Below are 16,506 nucleotides of genomic sequence, written 5' to 3'. Positions count from 1 at the left end.
TTTTCTTTAGCTTAAATGTGCTATTATCTTTTCTAACTTAAGGACACTTTGCTCTATGTGGGTATTTTCTTTATCTTCATCAAACAAGTCTTTCAAGAAATTAAGACGAAAAGCCATTCTTTCTCTTAGCAAAGCACGGTAATCAGCATTGTTTTCATCAATCGTAAACTTATCCAGTTGTAAGTAAGAAAAATCAGGAACTTTTTCAAAGTTTTTAAAGCTTGCAGTTTGATTGACAATAGCCTCAATGCAGGATAAAGTCGTTTGCTTATCAATATTTTGGTTTAAAAAGTCCCCAGTATTGATGATGTAGCAATCAACTCCTGAAGCAAAAAGTTGATAAAATTTCTCAAAGTCTTCTTGTAAGGGATAGATACGAAAAGGGTTAGCATAAGGTTCAATAACTAAAGTTCCCAGATCTCCTGTTGCATTTTCAGCATTGGAGCGCTTAGTCATCAGTGTACAGCCTAAGGCAGAGGCCATAATAGGATCAGAAACTCTCACTAAAGGTGGTAGAGAATCGTCCTTCATTATCCAAAAAATGGCTGAAATGGGATCATGAACACAATCTACTCGGTCTGGTGTCGCAAAGCGGGATTTAACGGTACGACCATTTCCATTGCGGATATCTTCAGTGACTAGCGCTTTATTGCCATCAGAATCCAACGTAACGCCACAATTTTGAACAGTTAAGAAGTAGTTTTGTTCTGGGTGCCCTGCTGGATAGTCACTTGTTTTATCAAAGTAAGCTGGCTCTAAGGCGACAGAAGAACCGTCTTTTGTCGAAATAATAAAGGCATCATCATGAAGGACTTGAATAGGGTATTTACCGTCGTGTTTAGCGTGTGTTAAGGTTGATTTTCCAGAGCCGGATAGACCAAAGAAGGAAGCAACATAAGCTTTTCTACCATTTTTGAATTCTTTTAGGCCACCGTGGCAAGCAACATAATCATGCCGCGCAGCAATTGCCCAAGCTAGAGTCAATGTTGCTTTTTTTATTTCACCAAAATAATTTAAGCCTAAGATAGCCGCTACATTGTGGTCTTTATCAAAGTAGGCTAAACCTTGGGGATAGTCAGGGTGAGACCAATCAGGGTTGAAGTAAATGTAAATATCATTTTCCTTTAAAGATTGAGATTCTTTTAGGAGTTCTTGATAATGGTCATTTAAAATTTGAAAATTTAGTAACCAAGAATACAGATTATTACTTTCATTTTCAGGCATCATAATATGTGCTTTAACCATAAATTGTTGATCCAAACCAACCACAGCTTGCCCTGAAATAAAAGGCTTAAAACCACTTTGATAAAGAGCTTCTCTTAAAATGGCTGCAATTTGGCAATCTTCTTCTGGATTTTTTCCAGAAAGTCGTCTAGCCTTTGCGGTTCTACCAACGATAGCCCCACTGTTAGCTAACAATACCTTAGCATTCGTTGGCAAACCTAAATCATGGGGATGCGAGACAGTTTGGTCTAAAACGATTGTATTTGGCGCATTGAAAGCTAAATTATAGGCTTCTTCTAAACTCTTAATCAGCTTTACATTATTACCATAAAAAGCTGTTTCAATCAAAGCTTTGGCTTCTGAGAAATGAGAATTATCTTTTCGAATATTCTCTTTTGGGAAACAATTGATGGTGGCCATAGGCTTTCTCCTTTGCTTTTGTTACCACCATTCTATCAAATGAAAAGGCTTACAACAAGTCAAGTGAAGATTTGGAACAGTTTTGGAACACTTTCAGTCTTTTATGTTGGGGAATGAAAAATTAATGAGAAAAAAGATATGAAATTCATTAAGTCTAAAAATAGCGCCTCATTATTGTGGTATTTAAACACACAGATTAGTATAAAAAAAAAGACAAACCAGTATTTAGAGTTTGTCTTTGAATGAAGATTAGCCACAGAAGTAGGGCTGGTGACTAGTCATCAGTGGTTTTTTTATTCTGTTCTTCTAATAAATGTTTTCCCAAGTGAATCCATTCTTCCATGAGCTTAGGATCTAAATGTTCCGAGATGTATGTAATATCATTGTTATTGACCTGACTATAATGGTAGTTCCCTTCATTAACCAAGTCAGTGTAGACTAAGGTGTTGATATCAACCTGAAAAAGCTCGGCAACCTTGAGAAGTATATCTTGCTTTGGGGTATATTTGCCATTTTCCCATTCACTAATAGTCGAAGCACTTTTACGTCCAATTTTAAGGGCGAGTTCTAGTTGCTCCATCTTTTTTTCTAATCTGAGATATTTTAAATTGCTTGGGAAATAAGACTTTTGTGTTGGCATAAAGCAGACTCCTTTGTCAGATTATATCTACTATCTTACCATAAATGGCAGTTTTTCAAAATATTTTTTAAAAACTTGACTAAAAGTACAGGAAAAACTTGACTTCATAAAAACCGAAGTTTATAATGTTGTTATCATAAAGGTTTAATTAAAAATATTTTTTGGAGGTGCTAAGTGTCTAAACTAACTTTGAGAGAAATAAGACGTGCTCGTAACTTTACACAAGAAGAGCTTGCTAGCCAGACAGGAATTTCTATTCGGACAATTGCTAGATATGAAAAGGATGTATCTATGTTAAGGCGAGCAAAATACGAAAAATTGTGCTTAATAGCAGAGATTCTATCGGTTTCAGTTGATGATATTTTTTTGGATGACGATTCGGTTTTTATGAAATGAACTTACTTTTCTATATAAAATAAAAGAAGACAAACCTCGGCTGTGAAGTTTGTCTTCTTTTATTAGTTATTGGCAATGGTTACTTATAACTGATAGTACTATCCTAGCTAATTTTTCAATTAAGAAATAGCAGTTAGAAGGTTTTATTTTGCTACTAAGATGGTAATTAAACTTTCTTTCCAAGCTAAAATAGCATCTAAATGTAATGCGAAATCAAAATCTTTGAGGTTAATTTGAATATCATACTGACCATTCTTATAGCGTACCATCAAAGGTATGTTATCTAAGCCTTCTCCGAAATACCAGTAAAAATCATTCTCTTGGGGATATTTGCTTAAATCTTCTTTAATAACGATTTGCAATTGTTCTAGCCAGTCAGTTTGGTGGTTAAAAATAGAGCCATAGTCATGTTCTTGAAAAGTATCTGCCTGATACCAAAAGTGATGGCTATTTTCATAGTTTTCTTGTGCAAGTGATTTCATTTTTTCTCCTTAAGGGGAACCAGACTGCTTTATTAATTAACCTTCAATGGGAAATTCCACAGAGGATTGTTCACAGTCAACCACTATTTGATAATCACTATTATCTCTAACAGTATGTTCGAAATCAGTAGTGTATAGAAGCAAATGGAGCTTATCTCCTGCTTTAAAGCGATAAATACTTGGCTGTAAATGAAAATCCAAAGTCATCCATTGGTCAGGTAAAACATCTTCAACCGTAAGCAAGTCATGACGATTTTGTAAATTGATTACCCCTTTTGTGACCACACGATAGTCACTAGCAGTAAAAGGTAGTTCTTTTAGATCCTCACGTGCAAAATTTTGACCATTGTCAATAGAGGCTAGCTCGACCACACTCGGTGTATCACCGAAACGTTTCTTAGTTCCTTTATCTAATAGCTGAGCAGAGAGAAGTCCTTTATTCACAGAAGATTTGACACGCAGATGTAAGCATGTTTTTCCGTTAAGGTGAACGTCTCGATCAAGTACGATCTCTAGCGTAAGAACATTTGCTTTGCCGGAGAATAACTCTTTTTTAAAGACTTTGAAGTCTTTACAATAGCTGGTAAAAGCATCATCAGAATAATGGTTATTAATGGTTTGTTGGCCATGACCGATTGTAAAAGTATGAGTGTTTGGTGCCCCGAATTGTTCAAGTATTTGCCATGATTGAGTCTCCTGGTTGTCTTGCCAGATAAGACTTGGTAAGTAATAATGGTTAGCTTGATTCAAGAGCTTTTTACTTAAAAGAGCATTCATCGATTCTCTGAAATCAATAGATTGCCAGTTATGCATGTAAACATGTTGGCCATGATGTAAAAAGGCATGTTTAGCAACCGATTCAGGCAGAGCGTTGAAGATGTGGTAAAGGTGACTTGGTTTAACATTCCAGTCTTGTAGGCCATGGGTAAAGACCACTTCACATTTTACGTTTTTAGCATGGGGAAGGTAGTTTCGATCATGCCAAAATTGATTGTAATCGCCACTTGCACGGTCTAGCGCCTCAGTCTGCTGTTTTAATTGCGCATGATACTTCTCTTTTTGTCTTAGGTAATCTCCTGCTAGAAGTGAGCGAGAATAGGTCAACTCGGTTAAAACATCTAGATCTTCGCCTGGATAACCGCCAGGGCTACAGATGAGGCCATTTTCACGGTAGTAGTCATACCACGAAGAAATAGCGGCCTCTGCGATGATAACTTCTAGACCATCAATAGCTGTTGTGGCTAAGCCTGTTGACATGGTCCCTAAGTAAGATTTACCTGTGGTTGCGACCTTACCGTTTGCCCAGTTAGCCTCTACGAGGGCTTCGCGTTTGTGGCTAGTATAGGCTACTGCTCGGCCATTTAGCCAATCAATAACAGCTTTAAAACTTTCGATTTGCAGGTAATCACCTGAGGTCATGAAGCCGTCTGAACCTGCTGTTCCCACTCCTGATACATAGATATTAGCAAAACCACGAGCTAGGAAGTAGTCGTTTAGGCTATAGGAATCAATGAAAGAGAAGTGCTCAGTAGCTTGACTTCTAGGAAGAGTTGGATGTTCCTCTTTCTTTGTTTGAATGTTTCGAGTCTCTACCTCGATTCTATGAGCTTTTTTGGGCATAAGCTCAGTTTCCATTCGATGTAATTTGTTATCATTAGCCACTTCATTGACACCTTGATGGTAAGGGCTAGGAGTCATCATACTTGGAATTTTATGTTGTGTTCTTGGTCTCAAAATATTAACTTTGATCAAGTCCTTATAACCATCACAGTCTGTGTCAACAGGAGCTTCCACATAGACGATTTCTTTTATCAGATTGTTAGTATCAAAGGTAGCCAGTGATTTACCATTAAAGAAATGATAGTCGTTATCTTGAGGGATAATGCCTTTACTTACTAGGTCATCAAATAAAGTCATTCCCAATTTGTTACGACAAGCGAGCAGATGGTGAAGACTCAGTAAGAATTTTGTTTCATTATAGGTCACTGGGAAGCTAATTTCTTTTGCAAAGCGGTCACTATCTTGAAAATCAAAAAAAGGAACAAATCCGAGCAGTTGCAAGGCTACAAGTTGAAAGATTGTTTCTGACAAGGGCTCATTAGAACGAAAGAAAGTTGCCAAATCAGTATTTTGGTCGGCAATCATATTGGCTAATTGATAATCTTTATCGGTTATGAGGAAAAAGTAGTGTTCCAAAAAAGCCTTCAATAGATTTTTTGGATCTTGCTGATCCTTAAAGACAAAGCCCAAAGTTTCAAGATCTTTTTTTGCTTCTAAGTATTGTGGTTTGATATAGGAAAATTGATTATATCTCATTTTTGTAACTATTCTTTCTAATAAGTAAACGTTTTAATTTTTTTATACAGCTTTACATTGTCTATTATACTTGATAAAATGGTACTTGTCTAAACTATTAAACACTTGGAGGAAGTATAAACAAATGGATGTTACATGGACTGTGAAGTACGTCACAGAATTTCTTGCAACGGCATTACTTTTGATTTTAGGTAATGGAGCAGTTGCAAACGTTGACTTAAAAGGAACTAAAGGCAATAATTCAGGTTGGGTTATCATTGCCCTAGGTTATGGTTTTGGGGTTATGATGCCAGCATTAATGTTTGGTAACGTTTCAGGAAACCACATCAATCCTGCCTTTACGTTAGGGCTTGCAGTATCAGGGTTATTCCCTTGGGCACATGTTCTTCCATATATCATTGCACAAATTTTGGGTGCTATGTTTGGTCAACTTGTCGTTGTCGGAGTCTATGGTCCTTACTTCCGTAAAACAGAAAATCCAAATCCAATCTTGGGCTCTTTCTCCACGATTTCAGCTCTCGATGATGGAACAAAAGCTAGCCAAAAAGCTGCTATTATTAATGGCTTTGCTAATGAGTTCGCTGGATCATTTGTCCTTTTCTTTGGAGCTTTAGCATTAACCAAGAACTTTTTCGGCTCAGAATTAGTTGGTAAACTGGTTGCAGCAGGTTACGATAAAACAATTGCTGAAACACAAGTTGCTCCTTATACTTCAGGTAGCTTAGCGGTGGCTCATTTAGCGATTGGTTTCCTTGTAATGACGCTTGTGGCTTCCTTAGGAGGACCTACTGGTCCAGGTTTAAATCCTGCTCGTGACCTTGGACCTCGTATCGTTCACCATTTCTTGCCTAAATCAGTACTTGGACAAGCTAAAGGTGATTCAAAATGGTGGTATGCATGGGTACCCGTACTTAGCCCAATTATGGCCGCTGTTCTAGCAGTTGCAATCTTTAAACTACTTTATATCAAATAATAAAAAAGCTCCTTACTTGACAGCATTGCTTCAGCTAAGGAGTTTTTTTATTGTGATGAGTGCTATCTGAGTTCGTTTTTTTAGTTATTGAAGATCGGATGAGCATGATTCCAGTAGCTATAACAATAAGCACAACAACTTTCTTGAGTGCGTCTAGGTGTAAATTCGTTAAGAAAAAGACAGCTAGAAAAACGCCAATAATTCCGCCACTGACAATGCCTGCAAAGCCTTCCCAAGAAACACGATTATCCTTAATAAATTGATGGCTAGAGGCGGTCATAATCATAGCAGCATCCAACATCATTACCGGCATGGCTACAGCGGGGCTTAGACCCATTAAGCTAAAGAAGATGAGTTCAGGGGCATAATTTCCCAATCCCATAGTCATTAAAATACCAATAATGAAGTTAAAGCAAATACCTAAAATAAGCCAGATACCATGTAAGCCATGCATAGAATGGACAATATTGTTACCGGGATTAGAAATCATTCGGAAAACCATAATACTCGCCGCTATTACCAATAGTACCCCTAAAATAAATTGAACTGTGGGGGTATGCCAGCTTTTTGTAATACGGCTTCCCCAAAAAGCTCCCAAAAAGGCTGCTGCAGCCATTGAAACAAGAGTAATAACTTCTACCTTAACTACAAAGATAAAGCATAGTGACTGAAATAAAACAGGGATAACGTGTGCCGCAGTCATAGTTCCAGGTAATTTACTATCATCCTTAACCAGTTTTGTGGCTTTAAAAAAAGTTGTAGTTGTGGCAAAAGAGCCGATTCCTAATGTGTCTAAAGCATCTGTGACGAGCCCAATCCAAAATCCAGTCAAAAAACGTTTGAAGGGATTAATCTTGTTCTGACGAAAATGGCGGATTAAGGTTATTAAAATAAAAAGCATTGCCAGAATGAGCAACACTTGTATTAAGTGTAAGATTAAATGATCATGCATAGATAATAGTCTACCTAAAAAAAGGGTTTAGGTCAATGTTATTGCAGGTCAGCGCATAATTTCTTGTCAAAAAAATGTTTTTCGTCTATAATAACAGAGGATTAGGAGGAAGACATGTCTACATTAGAAAATCCAGTCTTTTTAACGCCTGTTTTGCGGGTTAATAATCGTCAATTGAATATCGATTTTTACCAACAAAACCTAGGTTTGAAATTAGTTTCAGAGGAAAATGCAATTGCTATTTTTACTTCCTTTGGATCAGGTAACAAACGTTTTGTCATTGAAGAGTCACCTTCTGTTAGAACACGCGCTGTTGAGGGCCCTAAAAAAGTTAACACCATTGTCATAAAAACAAGCGATGCTAAAGCTATTGAGCAACTTTTGGCACACGGAGCAGCTGCAGATAGGCTTTTCATTGGCCCTAATGGCTATGCCTTTGAAGTTTTATCACCAGAAGGAGACCGATTCTTATTACATGCTGAGGATGATATCAGACAATTAGAAATCACTGACTTACCAGAATTGGCAGCAGAGGAAGGTTTTCTAGGATTAACTGATTTTACCTTTGAAACAATTGTTCTCAATGTTTTAGAAGAACAAGTGTCGCGTTCTTTTTACCAAGATATTTTTGAAGGTGATTTCCCAATAACGATAGATTTCGTTGAAAAAGAAGGCCCAGACCTAGCTATTGAGCCACATATAACGTGGGATTTAGAGATTTTAGAAGTGAGAGTACCAAATGACTACGACTTAGCGGCCTTAAAACTTTCTTTAGAAGAAAAGAATGTGAGTGTCTATTTGGATCCTAAGGAAAAAATATTAGTTGTTTCCGATCCAAGCCTTATTGAGATCTGGTTTACTAAATGATGTCAAAAGTTACCGATTTTATTCAAAAGCAAATTTCTGAAGGGCTATATCCAGGAGCGAGTTTAGCTCTCTTTCAGCATGGGAAATGGCAGGAATATTATCTGGGAACCATTGAGGGCACGGAGCCTGTTAGAGCCAATTTAGTTTACGATTTAGCAAGTGTTTCCAAGGTGGTGGGTGTTGGAACCTTATCTATTTTTTTGGTCAATAGCGGAGCTTTAGAGCTGGATAGACCATTGCAGTTTTACTACCCCGATTTTAGCAGTAACGAGGTTACTGTGCGGCAGCTTTTAACTCATACTAGCGGTTTAGACCCCTATATTCCAAATAGGAATCAACTTAATGCAGCGCAGCTTAAAGAGGCACTGAATCACTTAAAAGTGACTAGTGATAAAACATTTCGCTACACCGATGTCAATTTTCTCTTGTTAGGCTTTATGTTGGAGAAATTACTGGATAAGTCTTTAGATCAGCTGTTCTTCGATTATATTTTTCAGCCTTTTGGTATGTCTGAAACGAGCTTTGGTCCAAGAGCTGGTGCAGTGCCGACTGTAAAAGGCATAGATGACGGAATTGTCCATGACCCTAAAGCAAAGGTCTTGGAAAATCATGCCGGGTCAGCTGGGCTCTTTTCTACTCTTAAAGATATGAAGACTTTTCTTGAACATTACATGCAAGATGACTTTTCAGCTAAGCTTTTTCAAAATTATAGTCATCAGAAAAAAGAACGCTCATTGGCTTGGCGCTTAAATAAAGGTTATCTAGATCATACTGGTTACACTGGAACTTTTATCATGTATAATCAAAAGCGAGAAGCAGCTATTTTTCTCACTAACCGTACCTATGATAAAGATGAGAGAGCAGAATGGATTAAAGAGCGTGATGCCTTAATGACTGTTATAAGGTCCGCGTTTGAAGAGAATCATTGAACGAAGATTCTTATTAATAGAAAAGTAGAAAAATCCTCAATAAGATGAGGATTTTTTGAATCTTTGATAGGCATATCATATCTTGAGCTTTTTTTTAATGTAACACTTTCTAGGATGCTTAAGATCACAATACTATGTCTAAAGTAAGAACAAAGAGGCCTAGCCTTTTTTAAATAGTTTTTTCCATAGCAATGTGTTTAATACCCGCCTCTTCAAAAATAGGACCGACTGGTGAAAATCCAAGCTTTTCATAAAAAGTTTGGGCCGATAACTGTGCATGCAAAACAATTTTTTCAAAACCTTGAATATGAGCATAGTCTATCACATAAGTCATCAAGGTCTGTCCTATCTGATCGCCACGAAAGTCACATAAAACGGCCATACGTTGTAAGGTAATGGTGGTATCATTTTTGCTTGGAAGAATACGACAAGTTGCACACGGTCTGCCATCATCGTGATATACTGTAAAGTGAAGACAATGCGCTTCATCTTTATCAATTTCAAGTGACGCGGGTACCTTTTGTTCATCAACGAATACTGTCTGACGGATTTTAACAGCATCAATGTACGTTTTTGATAAGGTATTTCGGGTTTGTTTGATAATCATAAAACTATTTTAACTAAAAAAGAAGCAATGTCAATAGACATTGTTTCTTTTTAGCAAAAATTATTTCCCTGAGATAGCTTCAGCAGCATCGTCCATTGAGAGAACTTCGTGGAAGACACGTTGTGTCAATTCTTGTTTTTGTTCAGGTGTGAGGTATTTAGTATTGACACAGTATCCTGAGATACGAACAATAACATCTTCACCTGCCATGATTTTATCGTAAACATCATTAAGGTCCATAACATTCAAATTGACATGTTGGCCACCGTTTTCGAAATAACCATCAAGAACAGTAACTAAATTATCAACTTGTTCATCAAATGTTTTACCTAGGGCACGTGGTGAAACTTGAGTAGTTAATGAGATACCATCGTTAGCATGAGAGAATTCTAGTTTAGCAAGTGAGTTAAGGTTTTGTAACCAACCACCTTTTGCTTTGTTAGATGGGTTAGCACCTGGTGAGAAGAACTCAACTTTACTTGTGTTCACGGTACCATCTTCGTTTAAGAAGACACCACGGTGGACTGGAGAGTTACCAGTTTGTTTTGAATAAGCAACGTTTGAAGTAATTGTAAGAAGAGAAACAGAAGCTTCAGCATTCTTATAAAGTTTGTGGCTAGCTAGACGAGTATGGTAAGCTTCCATCAACCATTTAGCAATATCATCTACACGGTCATCGTCTTCACCATAACGAGGGAAATCACCGGTAACTTCGTAGTCGTAGATGTAACCATTTTCGTCGCGTATTGTTTTAACAGTTGCATATTTAATCGCTGATAGTGTATCAACGGTATTAGCGAAGCCACAGATACCAAATCCCATATTAGCGCGTTGATGACTAGGTAGGAAAGCCATTTGAACTGCTTCATAGTTGTATTTATCAGTCATGTAGTGAATGATATTAAGGGCATCTACATAGGTGTCTGTCAACCAGTCAAGAGATTTTTCAAAGTTAGCCATAACTTCATCGTAGTTAAGGATTTCTGATGTGATTGGTTCAACAACGTTAAATACTTTGTAGTCTCTATGAACATCATCGTAACCACCGTTAAGACCAGTAAGTAGGGCTTTAAGCACGTTTACGCGAGCACCAAAGTACTGGATATTGTGACGTTTGTCTTCATTTTCAGGGTCAAGTGGTGATACACAACATGAAATACATGACATTTCACCGTAACCTTCTTTGGCCATTGTTGTCACACCTTCATATTGGATAGAAGAATGTTTGTGGCTCATTTTCATACAGTAGCGACGGAATGATTCTGGCAACTTGTCAGTCCAAAGAACAGTCAAGTTTGGCTCTGGAGAGTTACCGATATTGTCAAGAGTGTTCAAGAAACGGTAGTCCATCTTAGTAACACGGTGACGACCGTCATTACCCATACCAGCCATTGAAGTTGTAATGAATGTTGGGTCACCTGAGTAAAGTGCGTCATAAGCTTTAGTACGAGCAAATTTTACTGTACGTAGTTTAAGAACAAAGTCATCAACAAATTCTTGGATTTCTGATTCGGTAAATGTTCCACGAGCAAGGTCACGTTCTGCGAAGATATCAAGGACAATTGGCACACGTCCAAGGGAAGTTGCAGCACCGTTGATAACACGGCAGACAGCCATGAAGGCAATATTTACCCATTGAATAGCTTCTTTAACATTTTCTGCGGGACGGCGAACGTCAACACCATAAAGGTCTCCAAGTTTAGCGACTTCACCAAGTGCTTGGTATTGTAGGTTAATTTCTTCACGTAGACGGATTGATTCTTCATCAATTTCAGTAATAGCGTTCCAGTCATTTACTTTTTCTTGCATTAAGTAATCTGCACCATATAGAGCAAGACGAGCATAAACACCGATAATACGTCCACGAGAGTATGCGTCTGGCAAACCAGTTACAGTATGAGCGTGGCGCGCACGACGGATATTTGAAGTGTAGGCGCGGAAGATACCATCATTTACGGTAGTAACGTATTTAGTAAAGATTTCATGAACTGCTGGGTCTGGTTCATAGCCGTTCTCTTTAAGAGTGGTTTCCGCCATACGGATACCACCTTTTGGCATGAAGTTCAGTTTGAACAATTCATCGTTTTGGATACCATAAATCAATTCGTTCTCTTTATCGATGAAACCAGCTGGGATTTCGGCGATTGAAGAAGGACGTGTGTCAAACGGGAAGCGAGTTGCTTCGTATTCTGCTTTAGTATCTTCAATAATTTTTTTGATTTTTAATGAACGTTCAGTAACGCCAGCAAGGAATGATTCATCGCCATCATAAGGCGTGTAGTTTGCTTGAACAAATCTTGAAACACTTGCTTTTTCTTTCCAATCTGTTCCCTTAAAGCCTTCCCAAGCTTTTTCAAAAACATCTGTGTTTGTTTTTACAGTTGCCATAATTTTCTCCTTAAATATTCTAGTAACAAAAGGTTCTGTTACACTTACACAATCAGTTTAACATAAAGGAAACGTTTTCCCAAGCATATTTCTTGACAAATTATTTTTTCTTTTATAATACAGTTTGAGAAAACAGTAACAATCTGTATCACTGCTATTCCTTTGTCTTTCTAAAAATTTAAAGTTATAATGATTATAGGAGGATTTTATGCTTATATTTCCGCTCCTTAACGACACTTCTCGTAAAATTATCCATATCGATATGGATGCTTTTTTTGCTGCAGTGGAAATGCGTGACAATCCAGGCCTAAAAGGGAAACCAGTAGTTATTGCTAAAGATCCTCGGGAAACCGGAGGAAGAGGTGTTGTGTCGACCTGTAATTATGAGGCTAGAGCTTTTGGTATTCATTCAGCAATGAGCTCGAAAGAAGCTTATGAGCGTTGCCCGCAAGCTATCTTTATCTCGGGAAATTATGATAAATATAAAGAGGTAGGTCTAAAAATTCGGCAGATTTTTAAGCGCTACACCGATTTAGTAGAACCTATGTCGATTGACGAGGCCTATCTTGATGTTACTGAAAATAAATTAGGATTGACTTCGGCTGTCAAAATAGCCAAGCTAATCCAGTATGATATTTGGAAGGAATTACATCTGACTTGTTCAGCAGGTATATCTTATAATAAGTTCCTAGCAAAATTAGCTAGTGACTTTGAGAAACCTCATGGTTTAACTCTTATTCTACCAGATCAAGCGCAGCCATTTCTTGAGAAGCTTCCAATCGAAAAATTCCACGGAGTGGGAATAAAGTCTGTGGAAAAGCTACATGAGATGGGTATCTATAATGGAAAAGATTTATTGGGGTTATCAGAAATAACTTTGATTGACCACTTTAGTCGCTTTGGTTTTGATCTTTATCGGAAGGCGCGTGGGATTAGTTATTCACCTGTGAAGGCTAATCGTATTCGAAAATCAATTGGTAGTGAGCGGACCTACAGCAAGCTATTGTATGCGGAGGCAGATGTAAAAGCGGAAATTGCCAAACATGTTCAGCGTGTTGTTACTAGCTTGAGTAATAGTAATAAACGCGGTAAAATTGTCATTCTCAAGGTTCGCTATGCAGATTTCACAACTTTGACGAAGCGTGTTAGTTTAGATCGGGCTACCCGCGATTTAGAAGTAATAAGCCAAACAGCAAATGAAATTTATGACAGCATAGAAGAGTCGGAATTAGGAATCCGACTACTGGGAGTTACTATAACCCAGTTAGAGGAAAAGAATGACGAGATATTGCTAGAACTCTAAAAAGCTTAGGAAATAGTCCTAAGCTTTTTAGATATCTTCGATTGTTTCAGAATGCTCTTTCTCATTTAAAGTCTTTGCTTTCTTAAAAGCAAAGTAATAAAGAGTAAGGAAGAGCAACTGAATGACAATACCAATAATATTTGGGGCAGTTAATAAGGTAGAAATAATATTAACCGCACATAAACCAAATCCTAGGTAGTAAGGTAAATAATTAACTTCTATTAATTTTTTAATTTTTGATTGGTTAATGACCGTGTAGACAATGATAGCGGTCATTAGTGCAATTGCAATAATAGAAATAAATAGCGAGAATGGTGTAACAGCTTGTTCTAGCGTAGCCGCCTGATCAGCACCCATTTGTGAAATCAACTGGTCATTATTCAAAATAAGCAACAATGAGATGAGTCCAAAGACAGAGAATACTACTAGAATAGCATTCAGAACAATAATCAGAATATTGAGCGTTTTAAGTGACTGACGCACTTTTTCGTATGAAATCATATAAACCTCCAACCCTTTTGTATATTATTAGTAATACAAGTTCATTATATCATAAGTTTATTAGGGCACATAGGGGTGAATCACATTTTTTTGAAAAAAGAGAGGATATCTTCTTGGCTAAGGCCAATCATTGGATCGATTGAAAGAAAGTTATTAACCGTTAAGCGACAATCTTCTTGGGGCTTAGCTGGCTCATCCATTGACTTTGGGGTATTTATTATGGAGCTTCTAGCTTTTGAAATTGCTGAGCTCTCTAGCTGGTTTTGGTGGGTATGTAAGAGTTGGCTATCCTTATTACTGTAACTAAAGCGTTGCACTAAATAGGTTTTGCGCCGGTCACCCACGTGTTTAATGGCATAATCAAAGGCTGAGTATTCACCAAGCATAATTAATTTGCTTTTGGAGCGCGTAACGGCTGTATAAATTAAATTACGTTGGAGCAACCGCCCAGATTGTCGTGTTAGAGGTAGGATAACAACTTGAAATTCACTCCCTTGAGATTTATGGATACTCATGGCGTAAGCTAACGTAATTTTTAACCACTCATTGCGAGGATAGGTCACTTGACTCCCATCAAAAGTCATAACAATTTCATCTTGTTTTGATTCGGTATATTTAGCTGGAATCAAATCTGTAATATAACCAATATCTCCATTAAACACGTTTAGCTGAGCATCGTTTACCAAATGTAAAACCTTGTCTCCAAGTCGAAAATGCGTTTCATTAAAGAGAAATTCTGTTTGATTTTGAAGAGGGTTCAAGAGTTCTTGCATCAATTGATTCAAGCTATTAATTCCGGCTTGACCTTTATACATAGGTACCAAAATTTGAATTTCTTCAGGGTCAATGCCACTTTTAATGGCAGAGGAGACAATTTTGGTAATCATTGTCGGAATATGCTGTGCATAAGCATCAAAATAAGAACGATCTGCCTTTTTTTCTTTGAAATCAGCAGGTAAATGTCCTTGTCGGATTTGGTTAGCTAGCTCAACAATGGTTGAATCTTCAGATTGTCTAAAAATTTTACGTAGGGCGATCTGAGGGAGGATGTCCACTTTTAAAAGGTCCGCCAAAACTTGACCAGGCCCGACAGAAGGTAATTGATCGCTATCTCCTACAATGATTACTTGGGTGTTAGAACTAATAGCACCAAAGAGCTGATTAGCCAACCAAGTATCCACCATGGAAAATTCATCAATGATAATGAGGTCACAATCTAAGAAGTCGTCAATGGATTGATAATCATTATCGCCGTTTAAACCAAGATGACGGTGTATTGTCCCACTAGGTAATCCCGTTAATTCGTTCATGCGTCGGGCAGCTCGACCTGTGGGGGCTGCCAAAACAATGGGAATATCTTTTTTGTCAAGGTCAATCTTATGTAACTTAGCATAGGCATCTAGGATACCTCTGATAACCGTTGTTTTTCCAGTCCCAGGTCCACCAGTTAGGATAAATACTTTATTTGTTAACGCTTTAGAAATCGCTTCTTTTTGAACGTGGTCATAATGGATACCTTGCTGGTCTTCAATGCTTTGGATGGTATCGAAGATTTGACTTTGTTTTAATTCCTTTATTAGAGGAGTCGCAAGGATCCGGTTGAGGTGTTTTTGGATGCCCTCTTCAGCAAGGAAGAGACTGCTATCAAAGATTTTTGTATCACTGTTGTAGACTTTTTGATCAGTAATTAATTGACTCAATTCTTGTGCAACTTGAGCAGGGTCACATTCTACTTGTCGAGCCTCCTCTAAGAGAGTAATGGCATAGTCAAGGAGGTCTCTAGCTTCAATGTAGGTATCCCCTCGGTTTATTGATTCTTGCAGTAAGCAGTGCAAAAGGGCGGCACGAAAACGTTCTGGAGCGTCACTAGCAATTCCAATTTCTGCAGCAAGTGCGTCGGCCATTTTAAAGCCAATTCCCTGAATATCCTCAACTAGACGATAGGGATTCTCTTTAACAATTTCTAGGCTCTGTTCTTTATAAGTATCAAAAATCTGGAAGGCATAGTAATTGGAAATGCCGAGTGCCACTAAGTTAGCAATGATCTGTTCGGTTCCGTAGTTGAGTTTTAATTTGCTAATAAAGGCCTGCCTATTGGCTTTTGAGAAACCAGATATTGTCTCTAATTGACTAGGATCCTCTAAGATTTTATCAATAGTGTTTTCACCGTAAAGCTGAACAATTTTTTCAGCGGTCTTTTTTCCGATACCTTTAAAGTGGTCGCTGGCAAAATACTTGATAAGACCTGATGAACTTGGTTTATTTTTTTGATAACGTGTCAATTTGACTTGTTGGCCATACTTAGGATGTTGGGTTAATTCACCCCAAAAGGTATAGTCTTCTCCTTCTGCTACATCTGCCATGGTCCCTGTTACAATAATTTCAAAATCATCAAAATCACTATCAGTATCCTCAAGTTCTACTAGTAAGATTTTGAAAAAATTACTAGCATTTTCAAAGATAATCCGATCAATACTTCCAGAGAAAAAGTATTCCATAAAAGAGCCT

The 16,506-nt window shown here is 37.7% G+C and carries 14 protein-coding genes; 5 read left to right on the top strand and 9 right to left on the bottom strand.

Annotated elements, in window-relative coordinates; genetic code table 11:
• Positions 1 to 6: 6 nt before the first annotated feature.
• Together FGK96_RS09265 and FGK96_RS09260 are read right to left on the bottom strand one after the other, a co-directional pair.
• Positions 7 to 1,644, bottom strand: coding sequence for a phosphoenolpyruvate carboxykinase (ATP) (locus FGK96_RS09265; protein ID WP_138083277.1), 1,638 nt, complete (start codon positions 1,642 to 1,644; stop codon positions 7 to 9).
• 274 nt (positions 1,645 to 1,918) lie between these two features.
• The gene (locus FGK96_RS09260) at positions 1,919 to 2,284 is read right to left on the bottom strand and encodes a helix-turn-helix domain-containing protein (RefSeq protein ID WP_138083276.1); all 366 of its coding nucleotides are present in this window, start codon (positions 2,282 to 2,284) and stop codon (positions 1,919 to 1,921) included.
• Between the two features lie 174 nt (positions 2,285 to 2,458).
• Between FGK96_RS09260 and FGK96_RS09255 the strand changes: the two genes are divergently transcribed.
• Positions 2,459 to 2,680 (top strand): helix-turn-helix domain-containing protein, encoded by a 222-nt coding sequence (locus FGK96_RS09255; protein ID WP_138083275.1) that lies wholly within the window; start codon positions 2,459 to 2,461, stop codon positions 2,678 to 2,680.
• Between the two features lie 143 nt (positions 2,681 to 2,823).
• On the opposite strand, the gene FGK96_RS09250 is transcribed toward FGK96_RS09255, so the two are convergent.
• A complete protein-coding gene (locus FGK96_RS09250; protein ID WP_138083274.1) occupies positions 2,824 to 3,162 on the bottom strand; it encodes a hypothetical protein in 339 nt (112 codons plus the stop codon).
• 36 nt (positions 3,163 to 3,198) lie between these two features.
• The gene (locus FGK96_RS09245; protein ID WP_172601621.1) at positions 3,199 to 5,478 is read right to left on the bottom strand and encodes a Xaa-Pro dipeptidyl-peptidase; all 2,280 of its coding nucleotides are present in this window, start codon (positions 5,476 to 5,478) and stop codon (positions 3,199 to 3,201) included.
• Between the two features lie 124 nt (positions 5,479 to 5,602).
• Here FGK96_RS09245 and gla point away from each other — a divergent pair, with 124 nt between their 5' ends.
• Entirely contained in the window at positions 5,603 to 6,451 is an 849-nt protein-coding gene (gla, locus tag FGK96_RS09240; RefSeq protein ID WP_138083272.1) for an aquaglyceroporin Gla, read from the top strand.
• A gap of 34 nt (positions 6,452 to 6,485) precedes the next feature.
• Here the strand turns inward: gla and FGK96_RS09235 are convergent, their stop codons facing one another.
• Complete coding sequence (locus FGK96_RS09235; RefSeq protein ID WP_138083271.1) at positions 6,486 to 7,403, bottom strand: sulfite exporter TauE/SafE family protein; 918 nt, start codon at positions 7,401 to 7,403, stop codon at positions 6,486 to 6,488.
• Between the two features lie 114 nt (positions 7,404 to 7,517).
• Here FGK96_RS09235 and FGK96_RS09230 point away from each other — a divergent pair, with 114 nt between their 5' ends.
• Both FGK96_RS09230 and FGK96_RS09225 read left to right on the top strand, forming a co-directional pair.
• Positions 7,518 to 8,270, top strand: a complete 753-nt coding sequence (locus tag FGK96_RS09230; protein WP_138083270.1) for a CppA N-terminal domain-containing protein — start codon at positions 7,518 to 7,520, stop codon at positions 8,268 to 8,270.
• Entirely contained in the window at positions 8,267 to 9,199 is a 933-nt protein-coding gene (locus FGK96_RS09225) for a serine hydrolase domain-containing protein (protein ID WP_138083269.1), read from the top strand. The genes FGK96_RS09230 and FGK96_RS09225 overlap by 4 nt, the downstream gene beginning before the upstream one ends.
• A gap of 169 nt (positions 9,200 to 9,368) precedes the next feature.
• On the opposite strand, the gene FGK96_RS09220 is transcribed toward FGK96_RS09225, so the two are convergent.
• Positions 9,369 to 9,806, bottom strand: coding sequence for a GNAT family N-acetyltransferase (locus FGK96_RS09220; protein ID WP_138083268.1), 438 nt, complete (start codon positions 9,804 to 9,806; stop codon positions 9,369 to 9,371).
• 60 nt (positions 9,807 to 9,866) lie between these two features.
• Entirely contained in the window at positions 9,867 to 12,194 is a 2,328-nt protein-coding gene (gene pflB, locus FGK96_RS09215) for a formate C-acetyltransferase (protein ID WP_138083267.1), read from the bottom strand.
• 208 nt (positions 12,195 to 12,402) lie between these two features.
• Between pflB and dinB the strand changes: the two genes are divergently transcribed.
• Positions 12,403 to 13,497, top strand: a complete 1,095-nt coding sequence (gene dinB, locus FGK96_RS09210; protein ID WP_138083266.1) for a DNA polymerase IV — start codon at positions 12,403 to 12,405, stop codon at positions 13,495 to 13,497.
• Positions 13,498 to 13,524: 27 nt separating this feature from the next.
• On the opposite strand, the gene FGK96_RS09205 is transcribed toward dinB, so the two are convergent.
• Together FGK96_RS09205 and FGK96_RS09200 are read right to left on the bottom strand one after the other, a co-directional pair.
• The gene (locus FGK96_RS09205) at positions 13,525 to 13,998 is read right to left on the bottom strand and encodes a hypothetical protein (protein WP_138083265.1); all 474 of its coding nucleotides are present in this window, start codon (positions 13,996 to 13,998) and stop codon (positions 13,525 to 13,527) included.
• A gap of 80 nt (positions 13,999 to 14,078) precedes the next feature.
• Positions 14,079 to 16,496 carry an ATP-dependent RecD-like DNA helicase gene (locus FGK96_RS09200; RefSeq protein ID WP_138083264.1) on the bottom strand — a complete coding sequence of 806 codons (2,418 nt, stop codon included), beginning with the start codon at positions 16,494 to 16,496 and terminating at the stop codon, positions 14,079 to 14,081.
• Positions 16,497 to 16,506: the final 10 nt, after the last annotated feature.

The organism is Streptococcus porcinus, assembly GCF_901542335.1.
GTDB classification, from domain to species: Bacteria; Bacillota; Bacilli; order Lactobacillales; family Streptococcaceae; genus Streptococcus; species Streptococcus porcinus_A.
The sequence above is the reverse complement of the archived record's forward strand: the minus strand, read 5'-3'. Positions and strand labels throughout refer to the sequence as shown.

Coding starts and splice junctions, on each gene's coding strand:
- FGK96_RS09265 (WP_138083277.1), bottom strand. CDS start 1,644: ATGGCCACCATCAATTGTTTCCCAAAAGAGAATATTCGAAAAGATAAT.
- FGK96_RS09235 (WP_138083271.1), bottom strand. CDS start 7,403: ATGCATGATCATTTAATCTTACACTTAATACAAGTGTTGCTCATTCTG.
- dinB (WP_138083266.1), top strand. CDS start 12,403: ATGCTTATATTTCCGCTCCTTAACGACACTTCTCGTAAAATTATCCAT.
- FGK96_RS09200 (WP_138083264.1), bottom strand. CDS start 16,496: ATGGAATACTTTTTCTCTGGAAGTATTGATCGGATTATCTTTGAAAAT.
- gla (WP_138083272.1), top strand. CDS start 5,603: ATGGATGTTACATGGACTGTGAAGTACGTCACAGAATTTCTTGCAACG.
- FGK96_RS09225 (WP_138083269.1), top strand. CDS start 8,267: ATGATGTCAAAAGTTACCGATTTTATTCAAAAGCAAATTTCTGAAGGG.
- pflB (WP_138083267.1), bottom strand. CDS start 12,194: ATGGCAACTGTAAAAACAAACACAGATGTTTTTGAAAAAGCTTGGGAA.
- FGK96_RS09260 (WP_138083276.1), bottom strand. CDS start 2,284: ATGCCAACACAAAAGTCTTATTTCCCAAGCAATTTAAAATATCTCAGA.
- FGK96_RS09230 (WP_138083270.1), top strand. CDS start 7,518: ATGTCTACATTAGAAAATCCAGTCTTTTTAACGCCTGTTTTGCGGGTT.
- FGK96_RS09250 (WP_138083274.1), bottom strand. CDS start 3,162: ATGAAATCACTTGCACAAGAAAACTATGAAAATAGCCATCACTTTTGG.
- FGK96_RS09245 (WP_172601621.1), bottom strand. CDS start 5,478: ATGAGATATAATCAATTTTCCTATATCAAACCACAATACTTAGAAGCA.
- FGK96_RS09205 (WP_138083265.1), bottom strand. CDS start 13,998: ATGATTTCATACGAAAAAGTGCGTCAGTCACTTAAAACGCTCAATATT.
- FGK96_RS09220 (WP_138083268.1), bottom strand. CDS start 9,806: ATGATTATCAAACAAACCCGAAATACCTTATCAAAAACGTACATTGAT.